A 14816-nucleotide genomic window follows, 5' to 3' on the forward strand; every position below is an offset into this window, starting at 1 on the left:
CGGCGAGCGCTTGCATGGGCGCTGATGGCGGCATCCGGCATCGCGCATGCGCAAGGCGGCACGACGTTGTACGGCATTGTCGATACTGGCGTTTCCTATTACAACCGCGCGGCGAAGGGCGGATCGACGGTGGACATGCCGCACCTGACGGGCGCAATGCCGTCGCGGTGGGGCGTGAAGGGCGTCGAGGAGCTCGGCGGCGGATACCGGGTGTTCTTCGTGCTGGAAAGCGGCTTCCAGCCCGGCACGGGCCGGCTCGGTGGCGGCGGGCGATTGTTCGGCCGGCAGGCGAACGTCGGGCTGGGCGGCGCCTATGGAACGCTCACGCTCGGCAGGCAGATGAACATGACGGCCCATGCGCTCGCCAACGCCGACGTGATCGGGCCGTCGATCCATTCCCCGAGCAACTTCGACGCGTATCTGCCGAATGCTCGAAGCGACAATGCGATCGGCTACCTGGGCAAGTTCGGCCGATTCACGATCGGCGGCACCTACAGCTTCGGGCGCGACGCCGCCGGGCCGGCCGGCCCCTCCGCCACCGGCTGCGCGGGGCAGGTGCCCGGCAATCCGCTCGCGTGCCGGCAATATACGGCGCTGGTCGCATACGACACGCCGCGTTTCGGTTTCGCCGCGTCCGGCGATGTCAAGCGCGGCGGACCGGGCGCGGCGGCGCCGCTAGGCAGCAGCGCCCATACGAGCACGCACACCGTCGTCGACGGCTACGCGTTGGTGGGGCGAGCGAAGCTCGGCGCGGGGTGGATACGAAACAACGTCGCGGCCTCGGCCCATGTGCAGACCGATATCCTGTTCGCCGGCGTGACCTACGCGCGGACGCCGGCGGTATCGTTCGACGCGCAAGGCACGCGCTACCTGCAACGCGGGTCGGCGCGCAATACCGGCGCGAGCGCGACCCTGCTGGTCGGGCGTGCCAGTTACCTGCTGTCGAAGCGCACGCGCGTCTATACGTCGGTCGGCTACATGCTGAACGGCCCGACGGCGGCCAAGGCCGTCGCCGCCGGCGGGACGGTCGACGCGGGGCGTGACCAGTTGGGAATCATGGCCGGGTTGCAGCAGAAGTTCTGACGGGGCCGGGGCGTCAGAGCCGCCCGTCGGCCGCATGCACCGCGTCGGCGATTGCATCCGCGACGCGTTGCACGCGCGGCGACCGGCGCACGTCAGGATGAACGACGAGCCAGATTTCGCGCTCGATGTCGCAGCGTGGTGCGGCAGTGAGTTCGACGAGCGCCGCGGGGGCGGCTGCGTCGGTTGCCGCGGCGGCACGGGCGGGTTGGTGGGCGTTGGCGCGGGCACCGGCCGCGTCGCGGGGACCGCCGGTTTCGGATTCGCCGGGCGACCGGGACGCTGCCGGCAGGGCGTCGAGTGCTGGATCGTCGACGAGAAAGCGCGGCAGCAACGCGATTCCCGCACCGGCCACGCACGCACGATGCAGCGCGGCCAGGTCGTTGGCGACGAACGCGAAGCGGCGCCCGGCCGCGAAGCGCTCGAGCCATTGCTGCTGCGGCATTTGCGCGAGCGCGTCGTCGTAACCGAGGAATGCCCAGGTGTCGGGCGGCGCGGCGGCCCAGTCGGGCGACGCGCACAGCGCGAAGCGCATCGTGCCGAGCCGGCGCGCGGCCAGCCCCGGCTCGTTCGGTCGTGACAAGCGCACGGCGAGGTCGGCTTCGCGCGCATACAGGTTGGCCGCGTGCATTTCGCCCATCAGGTCGATCCGCAGCGCGGGCCACGCGCGCTGCGCGCGGGCGAGCCGCGGCGCGAGGAAGTGGCTCGCGAACACCGGCGACGCGGACACGCGCACCACCCCCTCGAGCGCCGCCGCCCCCTGCGCGGCGCGCGCGAACGCATGTACGTCGGTTTCGACGCGCGCCGCATGTTCGGCGAGATGCAGCCCTTCGTCGGTCGGCGGCCAGCCGCGCGGCAGCCGGTCGAACAGCCGGATGCCGAGCGCGGACTCCAGCGCGTCGATGCGCCGGGCAACCGTCGAATGCTGGACCTGCAGCGCCCGCGCCGCGGCCGACAGGCTGCCGCCGCGCATCACCGCGAGGAAATAGCGGAGGTCGTCCCAGCTCATCGGCGGCGCGGACACTGCCGTTGGTTCGGTCGAATTTTGCACAGTAGATGGGCGCGTAACGGGAATTCCGTTCGATTATGCACGATGGGATGATCGTGTCACTTCATTCGATCGAGAGGAACGCCATGACCCAAACTGCCACCGCCACGCGGATCGGGATCGACCGCTACGGCGACGCCGGCGTGCTGCGCCGCGTCGATGCGCCCGTCGCGCCGCCCGGCGCCGGCGAGGTGCGGATTCGCCAGACCGCCGTCGGCGTGAATTTCGTCGACATTTATTTCAGGACCGGCGCGCACCCGTTGCCGGCATTGCCGGACGCGCTCGGCGTGGAGGCTGCCGGCGTGGTCGAGGCGGTCGGGCCCGGCGTGACGGCGCTCGTCCCGGGCCAGCGCGTTGCCTATGCGGGATTGCCGACCGGCAGCTATGCGAGCCTGCGCACGCTGCCTGCCGAGCGCGTGGTGCCCGTGCCCGACGGCGTGAGCGACGACGCGGCCGCGGCCGGGCTGCTGAAGGGCATTACTGTTTACATGCTGCTGCACCGCGTGCGGCAGGTCGGCGCCGGCGAGACCGTGCTCGTGCATGCGGCGGCCGGCGGCGTCGGATTGCTGGCGACGCAGTGGGCGCGCGCGCTCGGCGCACGGGTGATCGGCACGGTCGGCTCGGCCGCGAAGGCGGCGCTGGTGCGCACGCACGGGGCGGAAGCGGTGGTCGATTATCGCGAGGCGGATTTCGTCGCGGCGGCCCGCGCGTTCGGCGGCGGCGCGGGCGTCGACTACGCGATCGACGGAATCGGCGGCGACGTGCTGACGCGTACGCTCGGCGCGGTCCGGCCGTTCGGGATGGTCGCGAGCATTGGGCAGGTCGCCGCGATCGGCGCGCGGCAGACGATCGATCTCGACGAACTCGGGCCGGTCCGCTCGATCGCGCTGGCGCGGCCGAGCGTGCTGGGTTTCATCGCGCGTGACGTGGCGGGGTATCGGGAAGCGGCGCGCGCGACGCTCGAGCGGCTCGCGGGCGGGATGCACGTGGAGATCGGCGCGCGGCTGCCGCTCGAACAGGCGGCCGACGCGCATCGCTTGCTGGAGTCGCGGCAGACGACGGGCGGGGTGGTGCTGGTGCCGTGACGGCGGGCGGGGCGGCACGGCGATCGCAAATCGGGAGAACGGTCGCCTCGTGGCTTCGATCGGCCGGCGATCGCTGCCGCCGGCCTGCGAATCAGTTGTGCTTGCGCAGCGGCGCGCTCTCGACGAACCAGGCGAGCACGAACGCGATCGCGATCACGCCGGCCGCCGCGAGATACACCACATGCAGCGACCCGGCGAACGCATGCAGGTAAGCATCGCGCACCGCATCCGGCAACTGGTGCACGGCCGCCGGGCCGAGCGCGGGCGGCAGCTCGGTGCCGGCCGGCAGCGCCTGCACGATCCGCGACTGCAGCCCGTGCGAGAACAGTGCGCCGAACGCGGCGACGCCGAGCGAACCGCCGATCGAGCGGAACAGCGTCGCGCCCGACGTCGCGACCCCCATGTGCCGGAATTCGACCGTGTTCTGCACCGCGAGCGTCAGCACCGGCATCACCATGCCGAGCCCGATCCCGAGCAGCGCCATGTACGCGTACATCGTGTGCAGCGGTGTGTCGAGCGACAGCGTCGACAGCAGCGCCATCGCGACACCGCCGATCAGCGTGCCCGCGATCGGAAACGGCCGATACGTGCCGAGCCGCGAGATCAGCCGGCCGCTGACCACCGACATCGCGAGCATCCCGCCCATCATCGGCAGCAGCTGCATCCCGGCCTGCGACGGCGTCGAGCCTTTCACGACCTGCAGATAGAGCGGAATGAACGTGACCGAACCGAACAGCGCGATGCCGACGACGAAGCCGATCAGGCTCATCAGCACGAAGGTGCGTTGGCGGAACAGTTCGAGCGGCATGATCGGCTCGGCCGCGAGCCGCTCCTCGTAGATGAAGCCGCCGACCGCGACCACGCCGAGCACCAGCGTCATCCATAGTTGCGGCGACGACCACGGCAGCAGCGAACCGCCTTCGCTCGTGAACAGGATCACGCAGGTGAGGGCCGTCGCGAGGAACGCGGCGCCCATGTAGTCGATCCGGTGCTTCACGTGGGCGGTGTGCGGCCGGAACGCGATGCCGATCACCGCGAGCGCGACGCAACCGAGCGGCAGGTTGATCGTGAAGATCCAGCGCCACGACAGGTGTTCGACCAGGAAGCCGCCGAGCAGCGGCCCGACGATCGTCGCGAGGCCGTACACGCCGCCGAACATCCCCTGATAGCGCGCGCGTCGGTCGGGCGGCACGAGATCGCCGATCGCGGCCATCGTGACGACCATCAGCCCGCCGCCGCCGAGCCCCTGCAGCGCGCGCAGCACGATCAGTTGCGTCATGTCCTGCGCGATGCCGCACAGCGCGGAGCCGGCGAGAAACAGCACGATCGCGGCCTGCAGCACGATCTTGCGGCCGTACAGGTCGCCGAGCTTGCCGTACAGCGGCAGCACGACCGTCGACGACAGCAGGTACGCGGTGACGACCCATGACAGCTGGTCGAGGCCGCCGAGCTCGCCGACGATGGTCGGCAGCGCGGTCGACACGATCGTCTGGTCGAGCGCGGACAGCAGCATGACGAGCAGCAGCGCGGCGACGATCAGCCCGGTCGGCGCATCGCGGCGGGCCGCGTCGGTGGCCGGCGGGGCAAGGAGGGTATCGGTTCTCATCGAGATATCTGCCATGGCAGGGAATTGAGCGAAATATAGAGATAATTTATTGCCTGGTCAATTTCTGCCGGGCCTCGATTTGTTGCATCGGTAACAGGAGATTGCCGGCCGGGAAAAATTGATCGCGATCAGCCCGACGGTGGGTCGGGCTCAAGTTTTTTGCAGGCAAACCGTAATCCAGAGTGCCGCGGACCGATTGCCGCGGCACCCTTTATCGCTCCCGTCCCGTCATGAACCTGAACGCCCTGTTTTCCCGTTTCTCGATCCGTACGCGGATTTTTTCCACGCTCGGGCTCGTCGCCGTGCTGCTCGTCGTGTCGGGCCTGATCGGCCTGACCGGCATGCAGCGCTCGAACCGCGCGCTCGACGAAGCCTATACGCGCGAGCTGGCCGCGAAGACCGCGCTGTCCGCCGCGAGCCTGAACCTGACGATCGTGCGCACCACGCTCGACCGCGCGATGCTGCATCCGGAGGCGCCGGACGTGCCCGAGCTCGTCAACAAGGCCGAGGGCTATCTCGCGAAGGCCGACGCCGCGTGGCGCACCTACGCGACGATGCCGCACGACGGCGACGAAGGCCCGCTCGCGACCCGGCTCGACGCCGCGCGCCAGGCGCTGATCGGACAGGCGTTGAAGCCGATGATCGACGCGATCCGCGCGGGACGCCGCGACGACGCCGACCGCCTGCTGATGACGGTCGCGCCGCCGCTGTCGGTCGCGCTCACGCAGGCGACCGACGCGCTCGACGCGTACCAGGCCGCGCGCGGCAAGGACGTCTACGACACCGCGCAGACCTATTACGGCTGGATGCGCGCGGGCGCGATCGCCGGCATCGCGTTCGGTCTCGCCGCGTGTCTCGGCTGCGCGGTCGGCCTGCATTTCGCGATCACGCAACCGGTGAACCGCCTGCTGTCGCATTTCCGCCGCCTGTCGGACGGCGACCTGACGTCGGAAGTGCGCTGGTCGTCGCGTGACGAGATGGCCGAACTGGTCAAGGGCGTGACGGGCATGCAGCGCAGCCTTGCCGATACGGTGCGCCAGGTCAGCCAGGGTTCCGAAGCGATCTCGACCGCGACGCACCAGATCGCAGCCGGCAACACCGACCTGTCGCAGCGTACCGAGGAGCAGGCGTCCGCGCTGCAGGAGACGGCCGCGAGCATGGAACAGCTGACGGCGACCGTGAAGCAGAACGCCGATCACGCGGTCGAGGCGCAGGCGTGCGCGGACAACGCGAGCGAGATCGCGACGCGCGGCGCGACGGTCGTCGGCGAGGTGATCGGCACGATGAACGAGATCGACCAGAGTTCGCAGAAGGTGGCCGACATCATCGGCACGATCGAGGGCATCGCGTTCCAGACCAACATCCTCGCGCTGAATGCGGCGGTCGAAGCCGCGCGTGCGGGCGAGCAGGGCCGCGGCTTCGCGGTGGTCGCGGGCGAGGTGCGCACGCTCGCGCAGCGCTCGGCGTCGGCCGCGAAGGAGATCCGCACGCTGATCGGCGAGTCGGTCGAGCGTGTCGCGACGGGGTCGCGGCTGGTCGGCGTGGCCGGCGCGACGATGCAGGACATCCAGCAGGCGATCGGCCGTGTGACGGGCATCATGACCGAGATCGCGGCCGCGTCGAACGAGCAGCGCGACGGGATCGAGCAGGTGAACCGCGCGGTGTCGCAGATGGATCAGGTGTCGCAGCAGAACGCGGCGCTGGTCGAGCAGGCGGCGGCGGCTGCGGCGTCGCTCGAGGAGCAGGCCGATGGGCTGCGGCGGGCGGTGGGGGCGTTTCGGGTAGCTTGAGGAACGGTGGTTACCTCGACATGTTTCACCGTCGACGTGACGCCGTCTGATGTTCAGACGGCGGGATGAGCGCTGAACCCGATCGCCTCGCACAAGACCGCGACCTCTGCGCCGCATGATGGATCGAGTACGAACAGAGCCTTTCGACCTGCGGCGAAATCGGCCAGATACTGATTTGCCAGAGACTCGTCGATATTCGCCGCCTCGAAATCTTCTCTGCTGTTGATCCATTTCAACCACTGGCCCACCTCCGCTGCCGAGAACGGGTAGGCAGGGGAAATCAGAAGGCGTGACACGACGTTCTGTTCTGCAAAATCGAACACTCGCTGGCAGATGACGCCGGTGAAGCGGAAGGTGTTGACGTCACCGCCGACTCGACTGAATCGAAGGCGCAACTCTCGATCGGTCGGACGATGGTCGATCGTAACGAGTTCGGCATCGTGGAAGGACGGTATTTGTTCGAGCCCGATCACGCTTCGATAAGTCACGTTCCCGTGAATGAAATTCCGGTTCATGCGTTCCGCCGCGTCATCCACCCGCAAGCTGCGCCGCCGAGCGAGCCGACGCGACGAGCAGCAGCTTCATCGTCGCGCGCGTCGCGCCGACGAACAGCTTGCGGGCCGCACGCGCGTCGAGCGTGTCGAAGTCGATCTCGGTGAGGATCACGCACGGCGCGGACTGCCCCTTGAAGCGGTAGATCGAATCGAGCAGCACGTCGCCTTCGCGATATTCAGGGTTGCCGAACAGGTCGTACTTGCCGGTGAAGCGCTTGACCCGGTGCGGGCCGAGCTGGTCGAGCCGCGCGAGCACCGAGCTTTCGCGGCCGCGATACGACAGCACCGCGATGTCCTGCTTGCGGAAGCCGAGCGACAGCGCGTGCGTGATCGCGCGCTTGGTCGCGTCGATGCACGCTTCGGCGAGTGCGTCGCCCGACGCGCAGTCTTCCCCGTATGACGACACCGACGGATCGGAACCGTCGAACGGGCTGCCCGAGCGCAGTTCGGCCGCGAGCGGCTCGACGCGGCCGACGACGTCGCGCACGAATTCGAGCAGGTCGCGCGGGCTGCGGTAGTTCGTCAGCGCCTTCAGCGTGACCCAGCCGGGCAGCGCGACGGGCTCGCGCAGATAGAGGTTCTGCAGCGGGTCTTCCAGCCACCACCACGCGGCGTCCGGCGCCAGCAGGCGCTCCAGTGCCGCCGCCCACGGCGCGTGGAAGTCCTGTCCTTCGTCGACGATCAGCACATCGAAGCGCCAGCGTTCCGGAATCGGCGCTTGCGCGAAGCGCGCCTCGAGCCGCTCGAACGCGCCGGGCGTGTCGAAGTCGGGCGTATAGCCGCCGTCGCGGGCGACCCAGTCGCACAGCTGATGGTAGTTCGCGATCTTCGCGCCGGGCGGCGCGATGCGCGCGATGTAGTCGGCGAGCGGCCGGTTGAAACACACGTAGAGCACGCGCTTGCCGGCCGCGACCGCGTCGCGCATCGCCTGCACCGCGAGCTGCGTCTTGCCCGAACCCGCGGTGCCCGTCACGCGCAAGCGGAACGGCGTGAACTCGAGCTGGCGCGCCCACTCGGCAAGCCCGCCCGACAGCCGCGTGACGAGCGTGCCGGCTTGCCCGACGAGCGCGCTCGTGTCGGGCGTGAGCGCCAGTTCGTCCGCGAGGAAGTGATGCAGCTTCGCTGCGTTCGGCAGCGGCTCGTCGTGCTCGGGCAGGATCTGCAGGATCACCTGCGCGAGCTGCGCCTTGCGCGACGCATCGACGATGCGGTCGGCCGCGACGCCGGCGATCGCCGTCTCGCGGATCGCGTAGTCGGGGCAGTACAGCAGCGCCTCGACGCCATAGACGCCCGCGCCGAGCCCAGCGGTCAGCCGCCGGTGCAGCGTCTCCTGCGTGCGCGCGAGCTGGATCGGGACGTTGCGCTCCTTCTGCAGGTAGACCTTCACGAGCCCCTTCGGCGTTTCGCGCAGGAAGCCGGCCTTCTGCTCGATCAGCAGCACGCGGCCGGCCGGGCTCACGACGACGAACGCCGCTTCGCCGAACACCGAGAAACCCTGGTCGGCACGCGTCCAGTGCACGCCGTGATAGACGGTGTAGTTGTCCGGCAGCGCGTGTTCGAGGGCGGCAAGCGTCTCGCGCTCGCGTTCGGCCGCGCCGGTGGCGGCGAGGCTTTTCCAGTCGTCGGGAATGAGGCGGGCCATGAAGTCGGGCGGCGGATGCCGGTCGTGAACGGGGTCCGGCTATTGTACTGAGGAACCTGTTCACGACCGCCGCGCCGCCGGGGCGCCGGCCATGCGAAAGAGGTAGACGGCGTGCGGGAATTACCCGCGTGCGAGCCGCTTCGCGAGGTCGGCGCTGAGGATCGCCATGCGCGCGGGTTTTTCGTAGCAGACGACGTCGAATGCGCGGATCACTTCGCTGATGTCCGCTTCGCTCGCGCGGCCGGTGAGCAGGTCGCCCGTCAGCACGAAGATCGGCGCGCCCGGATTGTCGGACGTGCGCACCGCCTTGATCGCGGTGGCGGCCGTGCTGTCGTCGAACAGCCATTCGGTGACGACCGCGTCGAACGCCTGGCCCTGCAGCGCGTCGACGAACGGTGCGAGGCCGTCGAACGCGGCCGTCGAGAATCCCTGCCGCTCGAGATAGCGGCACAACTCGGTCGCGCTGACGCGATCGGGATCGATCACCGCGACGACGAGCTTGTCGCTCTCCGCGCGGCGCGGATAGATCTCGATCTTGTGCACGTCGTACGCGTTCTGATACAGCACGCCCGTATGGCGCAGCACGCGCCAGCGGCCGTTCTGTTCGTACGCGACGAACTCGGGGCGCGCGCCGGCTTCGAGCGGCGCGCCGATCCAGGCGGTGCACGGAATTTCGGCGACGCCGGCGTACAGGACGGCCTCCTGCGAATAGGCGCCGACCATGCCGGGGTCGAGCGTCTGCGCCCCGAACAGTTGAGCGGCGGGCTCGCCGTAGGCTTCGGCGACTTTCTTGATTTGCGCGAGCGTCCAGGGGCTGCTGCCGCGCAGCTTGCGGTGACCCTGCGAAAAGCTCAGGTCGAGGATGCGGCACAGCTCGGTGGTTTGCTGGCGCTTGCCGATGCCGTTGCGGGTCATCAGCTCGCGCACGCGCTCGGCAACCGCGAGGGAATCCGTGGTGATTGCTTCAGTGGTCATGCTACGGGAACGGATCGTGACGTTCAGAACGACGCCTTGCGGCAGTCTCGGCGGACAGTCTTCATGACGTCCAGGGGCGAGCCGACCGGCCACGCGCGGAAAAGATAACTTTACCGCAAAACGAGTGTCATTCCATGTCGCAATCGGTGCCTTTCTGTGAAAGGTGTGTCACGACGTTACGCTAGATCCGCAGGCGTGCGTCAGGCACCCCTGGCCCGTTCGCAACCTTCGGACGCGGATCGCGAGACGCCGGGACACGATTCCTCGCCGAGCGGCACGTAATCGCACCGCACTGCCGACGAAATGCACCAGAGCAGGGCGTGTCGGCGACCCGAAGCGCGGCATCGTGCCGCTGCGTCGGCGACAAATTTTTACATGGCGTCCGTGTCGGGCCAGCTGGCCCCGGATCTTACACGCGGATGGTTCGACGGCTTACTCTAATGAAACCGATGGGGATGCTCTGGTCGGGCACGCGCATGAACGCGGCGGAACCCCATGCTACGATTCGCCCGTCTCAAAATAGTGTTGAAGCGATGCAGAAGAAATTTGTGATGCGCGGGTACGAAATGAACTGCGAACCGCGCGTGACGGAGGACGGCAAATTTGCCGCCCAAGTCGAGGTCACGAAGCTGGGTTTCAGCCGCGAGGCCGCTTTCCGCAAGCTGGGCGAATTCGATACCGAAGCGGACGCCGTCGCCTACGCGAAAGCATTCTCCGAAGCCTGGTTGAGCCGCTACGCGTAGCGCGTCGTTTGCCCGGGCACGACGGGCGCCGGCTCGACCGGCCGGTGCATGCACCGTGAGCCATTGGGGCGCCGAACGGGCGCCCCCCATTCAAAGCGAAAATCACGAGTGACGCCCGGAGGCGCGGCGGGGTCGCGCGCACCTTCTCGCCTTTGCCGCGTGGCGCCGTTGCCGCATGGCGACGCGCCCGGATCGTCGCGCCCGGCAGAAAGGTTCGCGGAAGGCGATGGACAGCCGGCCCGCGATTGATTCCTGATGGTTTCGAATATCCGGGGAAGCGAGTAGATTCATCGCCCGGGTTGTGAGGTATCGTTCGATGCTCGATTGAAGGCAACGCAATTGGAGGCAGCGAATGGCCACTTTGTGCATGCAGATCGTCGTTCTCGGTAAAACTGTCCAGCTCGTGTTGTCGTCGGAGCACCGTACTGCCAGGATTTACATCGTCGACGCCGACGCGGGTAGCCATCCGCCCCGAACGATGAGCATCGAACAGTACGTCGACGCCGGCATGACGGACGACGAGATCGCACGGCATGTGCTCGAAGTCGTCACGATGTCGATCGAACAGCTCGCGCGGCTTCAGCCGTACAACCGCACGGCGCGCGCGCAAACGCGTCGGTTGAGCTATCCACACTGATCACCCCGATACCGGTTGCACCGGGATCGTCCCGGCGCGAACCGCGCCTTTCGATCTTCGATAACGTCCATGTGGCGCGATGACCTCGCGGTCATCGCGCCTTCGGAATTGATCAATGAAGCATGGCCTGCCCGACGCATTGCACGGGAAAGTATCGTCATGTCGTCATGATCAGGAAAACGAACGACATCGAAGAACCCTCGAAAAACGACCACCGAATTCGAATCGCCTTACGCCGGCATATACGTGAACGGCTCTCCGTCTTCCCGCTCGACGGACAGCAGCCGCTTGAGTTGATCGAGCGCGAACAACTGCTTGCCTTCCGCGGCCGCTTCGGCGATCGCGGCATCGACGAGTTTTCGCGCGCGCGCGAGGATCACGGATCGCTGACGCGCGATCTCGAGCACCATGCGTTGCTCGATGTTCTGCCGGCCCGATTGCCTGTCGCTCAGGTGACGCCAGCGATCGCGAAGCTCGGCCCAGGTGACGCGCTGGAATTGCGGAATCGTGCAGGGGAGCGTGCCGGCTTCCGCGGGTTCGGGCTGCGCGCGCAATGCACATCGCAGCGCTTCACGCGCGCGCCATTCATCGGAAAACGGTGCATACACGTCGCGCGAGCGGCCGATCGGATTCGCGCGCTCGATTTCCTTTTCGAGCAGGTAGGTCAGCCGTCTCAGTGCGGAACCGTGCGCGAGCATGGCCGGATCGAGCACGCGGATCCCGCGCGATGCATCCGCGACGTGCGCTTTCAGTTCCCACAGCGTCAGACGAAGGTGCTGCACCTCGAGGATCAGGCGCTGGACGTCGGCGTAGGTGCACTTCGTCCACCATTCGGTGAGGTCGTTCAGCTTCGGGGGATCGAATGGGGGGAGGATCATGTTACTGCTGAAGAAATGCTGTATGGATATACAGTTTATCGCGCGGTAACATAGCGCCGTCAAGGCGAAAAAACAGGGACGGTCGACGGGCAACCGTCACCGATGGCGGGGCCGCGGCCGCGCACCGGATCGTTCATCGACTTTCCCCCACGTTCGCCCTCCCGATCCTCAATCCGGGCGCCTGTCCGGCGCATGCCATCGCGAATGCCGATGCGTGTGCCGGCGTATCGACGCCAACAGAGAACAATGACGACCACCTATCCGCTGCACGACGCATTGACGCACGCCGACACGGCGTTTCCGGCCGAAGCCGACATCGTGATCGCCGGCGCCGGCATCATGGGCTGCGCGGCCGCCTACTACCTCGGCCTGCGCGGCCTGAAGGCCGTCGTGCTCGACAAGTCGCGCATTGCCGGCCAGCAATCGACGCGCGCATGGGGCTTCGTGCGGCAGCAGGGCCGCGAGTCCGCCGAAGTGCCGCTGATGATGGCCGGCATGCGGATCTGGGAAGGGCTCGAGCAGGCGCTCGGCTTCGACCTCGAATGGCGGCAGGGCGGTTGCCTCTATATCGCCGACAACGACGATGACTGGGCGTCGTTCCAGGCGTGGCTCGCCGTTGCGCGCGAACACGGGCTCGACACGCGCACGCTGACGCGCGCGGAAATCGACGAACGCGTGACCGGGCTGTCGACGCAGGCGCGCACGCTCGGCGGGCTGTATACGGCGACCGACGGGCAGGCCGAACCGCGCCGCGTGGCCGCCGCGTTCGCGGCGCGGGCGACGCAAGCCGGCGCGCGTTTCTTCGAAGGCTGCGGCGTGACGGCGATCGAGACGGCCGGCGGCGCGGTCGTCGGCGTCGTGACCGAGCGCGGCACGATCCGCACGCGGCGCGTGATCTGCGCGGCCGGCGCGACCAGCTTCCGGCTGCTCGACGGCGTCGGCATCCGGCTGCCGCAGCAGGCCGTGCGCGGCACCTGCATGCGCACCAACGTGTTGCCCGACGTGTCCGCGTCGACTATCTGGGGGCACGGCCTCGGCATCCGGCAACGCAGCAACGGCGCGATCAATCTCGCCGACGACATGCAGGTCGACGTCGACCTGACGCTCGGCCATCTGCGCGGCCTGAGCCTGTTCTGGCCGGAATTCTGGTCGCAGCGCGAGAAGTTCCGGCTGCATCTGAATGGCGCCGCGTGGCGCGATGCCTGCGCGCGCATCGGCGGCGGAGGCGGGCCGATCGAGCCGCGCGATCCGCAGCCGCAGCCGAATCGCGCGCATGCGCCGCGCGCGCTCGCGAAGCTGAAGGCGATCTTCCCCGCGCTGAAGGACGCGCAGATCGTCGAGGCCTGGGCCGGCCTGATCGACGTGCTGCCCGACGGGATTCCGGTGATCGACGCGCCCGGCACGCCGTCCGGGCTCGCGATCGCGACCGGCTTCTGCGGGCACGGCTTCGCGATGGGGCCGATCGTCGGGCGGCTGCTGGCCGAATGGGTCGATACGGGCGCGCCGTCGCTCGACCTGGCGGCGTTCCGCGCCGGGCGTTTCGCCGACGGGACGATGGTGCGGCCGCGCAGCATGCTGTAGCGGACGGGCCCGCGTGTTCCCGTCGTAGAATCGAGCCCGCAATCTTCAGGAGATTCCCCGTTGGCAACGCCCTCCGACAAGCGCCGCTCGTTGCGCTCACGCCTGCGTCGTGCCCGCGATCCGTGGCAGGCGCCGCGTGCGCGCACGCTGTTCACGCGTCCCGCGACGTCGCCGCGGCGCACGCTGCTGTTCCGTCTCGGCGCGGTCGTGGTGCTGTGCATGCTCGCGTTTCTCGTGCTGTATCTCGATCGCGACGGCCTGCGCGATTCGACCAAGAGCACGCCGATGAATGTCGCCGATCTCGTGTACTTCACGATGGTCACGGTCGCGACGGTCGGCTACGGCGACATCGTGCCGGTCACCGCGCGCGCGCGTCTGATCGATGCGTTCTTCATCGTGCCGATCCGCATCGGCATCTGGTTCATCTTCCTGGGCACGGCGTATCAGTTCGTGATCCAGCGCGTCATCGAGGAATTCCGCATGAAACGCCTGCAGAAGCAACTGTCCGATCACATCGTCGTGTGCGGCTACGGCCTGTCGGGGTCGATCGCCGTGCGCGAGCTGCTCGAAAGCGGTGTCGATCCGTCGACGGTCATCGTGATCGACGCGCAGCAGCAGGCGCTCGAGGCAGCGACGTCGCTCGGCGTGACGGGGCTGCTCGGCGATCCCGCGCACGAGGATCTGCTGCAGCAGGCGCAAGTGCGCTCGGCGAAGGCCGTGATCATCTCGGTGACCGACGACCCGACCGCGATCCTGCTGACGCTGTCGGTGCGCAGCATCGCGCCCGAGACGAAGATCGTCGTGCGGATCCAGGAGAACCTGTATCAGCGGCAGCTGCGGCAGGCGGGCGCGGACGTGATCGTGTCGTCGACGAAGATCGGCGCGCTGCTGCTCGCGGATGCGGTGCATAGCCGCTACATCGTGCCGTTCGTGAACGACATGCTGTCGACGCGCGGGCGCGCGACGCTGCTGGAGCGCGAGGCATTGCCGCACGAAATCGGCTGCATGACGAACGTCGTGCCGGGCGCGATCGTCGTCGGGCTCGATCGCTGCGGGAAGATCCATTCGTTCTACGAGGATCCGCCGTGCCGGATCGAGGCGGGGGATACGCTGGTCGTGATTCAGTCGGCGCGAATTCCGGATCCGGATGTGTGAGGGACGGTTGTGCAGCATCCCGGCATCGTGCGCCATGCCGCG

At 68.1% G+C, this 14816-nt stretch carries 13 protein-coding genes; 7 read left to right on the top strand and 6 right to left on the bottom strand.

Annotated elements, in window-relative coordinates; genetic code table 11:
- Positions 1 to 24: 24 nt before the first annotated feature.
- Entirely contained in the window at positions 25 to 1083 is a 1059-nt protein-coding gene (locus tag DIE16_RS16485; RefSeq protein WP_409364453.1) for a porin, read from the top strand.
- A gap of 13 nt (positions 1084 to 1096) precedes the next feature.
- On the opposite strand, the gene DIE16_RS16490 is transcribed toward DIE16_RS16485, so the two are convergent.
- Positions 1097 to 2089, bottom strand: a complete 993-nt coding sequence (locus DIE16_RS16490; RefSeq protein ID WP_124892796.1) for a LysR family transcriptional regulator — start codon at positions 2087 to 2089, stop codon at positions 1097 to 1099.
- Between the two features lie 125 nt (positions 2090 to 2214).
- Here DIE16_RS16490 and DIE16_RS16495 point away from each other — a divergent pair, with 125 nt between their 5' ends.
- Positions 2215 to 3213, top strand: coding sequence for a quinone oxidoreductase (locus DIE16_RS16495; RefSeq protein ID WP_124892797.1), 999 nt, complete (start codon positions 2215 to 2217; stop codon positions 3211 to 3213).
- Between the two features lie 91 nt (positions 3214 to 3304).
- On the opposite strand, the gene DIE16_RS16500 is transcribed toward DIE16_RS16495, so the two are convergent.
- On the bottom strand, positions 3305 to 4819 hold the full coding sequence (locus tag DIE16_RS16500) for an MDR family MFS transporter (protein ID WP_124892799.1): 1515 nt from the start codon (positions 4817 to 4819) through the stop codon (positions 3305 to 3307).
- Positions 4820 to 5049: 230 nt separating this feature from the next.
- Here DIE16_RS16500 and DIE16_RS16505 point away from each other — a divergent pair, with 230 nt between their 5' ends.
- Complete coding sequence (locus DIE16_RS16505; RefSeq protein WP_124520727.1) at positions 5050 to 6609, top strand: methyl-accepting chemotaxis protein; 1560 nt, start codon at positions 5050 to 5052, stop codon at positions 6607 to 6609.
- Positions 6610 to 6662: 53 nt separating this feature from the next.
- On the opposite strand, the gene DIE16_RS16510 is transcribed toward DIE16_RS16505, so the two are convergent.
- From DIE16_RS16510 to DIE16_RS16520, 3 genes are all read right to left on the bottom strand, one after another.
- Complete coding sequence (locus DIE16_RS16510) at positions 6663 to 7124, bottom strand: hypothetical protein (protein WP_124666710.1); 462 nt, start codon at positions 7122 to 7124, stop codon at positions 6663 to 6665.
- A gap of 13 nt (positions 7125 to 7137) precedes the next feature.
- Positions 7138 to 8805, bottom strand: coding sequence for an ATP-dependent helicase (locus DIE16_RS16515; protein WP_124892801.1), 1668 nt, complete (start codon positions 8803 to 8805; stop codon positions 7138 to 7140).
- A 120-nt stretch (positions 8806 to 8925) separates the two neighbouring features.
- Positions 8926 to 9780, bottom strand: a complete 855-nt coding sequence (locus DIE16_RS16520) for a helix-turn-helix domain-containing protein (RefSeq protein ID WP_044843213.1) — start codon at positions 9778 to 9780, stop codon at positions 8926 to 8928.
- Positions 9781 to 10313: 533 nt separating this feature from the next.
- Between DIE16_RS16520 and DIE16_RS16525 the strand changes: the two genes are divergently transcribed.
- Together DIE16_RS16525 and DIE16_RS16530 are read left to right on the top strand one after the other, a co-directional pair.
- On the top strand, positions 10314 to 10523 hold the full coding sequence (locus DIE16_RS16525; protein ID WP_124488212.1) for a hypothetical protein: 210 nt from the start codon (positions 10314 to 10316) through the stop codon (positions 10521 to 10523).
- Between the two features lie 352 nt (positions 10524 to 10875).
- Positions 10876 to 11160 carry a hypothetical protein gene (locus DIE16_RS16530; protein ID WP_044843215.1) on the top strand — a complete coding sequence of 95 codons (285 nt, stop codon included), beginning with the start codon at positions 10876 to 10878 and terminating at the stop codon, positions 11158 to 11160.
- A 230-nt stretch (positions 11161 to 11390) separates the two neighbouring features.
- Here the strand turns inward: DIE16_RS16530 and DIE16_RS16535 are convergent, their stop codons facing one another.
- Positions 11391 to 12038 carry a hypothetical protein gene (locus DIE16_RS16535; protein WP_124488211.1) on the bottom strand — a complete coding sequence of 216 codons (648 nt, stop codon included), beginning with the start codon at positions 12036 to 12038 and terminating at the stop codon, positions 11391 to 11393.
- 246 nt (positions 12039 to 12284) lie between these two features.
- Here DIE16_RS16535 and DIE16_RS16540 point away from each other — a divergent pair, with 246 nt between their 5' ends.
- Both DIE16_RS16540 and DIE16_RS16545 read left to right on the top strand, forming a co-directional pair.
- Positions 12285 to 13619, top strand: a complete 1335-nt coding sequence (locus tag DIE16_RS16540; protein WP_124520721.1) for an FAD-binding oxidoreductase — start codon at positions 12285 to 12287, stop codon at positions 13617 to 13619.
- Between the two features lie 60 nt (positions 13620 to 13679).
- Positions 13680 to 14774 (top strand): TrkA family potassium uptake protein, encoded by a 1095-nt coding sequence (locus tag DIE16_RS16545; protein WP_044843218.1) that lies wholly within the window; start codon positions 13680 to 13682, stop codon positions 14772 to 14774.
- Positions 14775 to 14816 lie beyond the last annotated feature (42 nt).

Origin of the sequence: Burkholderia sp. Bp9090 (assembly GCF_003857985.1) — a bacterium.
In the GTDB taxonomy this organism is placed as follows: Bacteria; Pseudomonadota; Gammaproteobacteria; order Burkholderiales; family Burkholderiaceae; genus Burkholderia.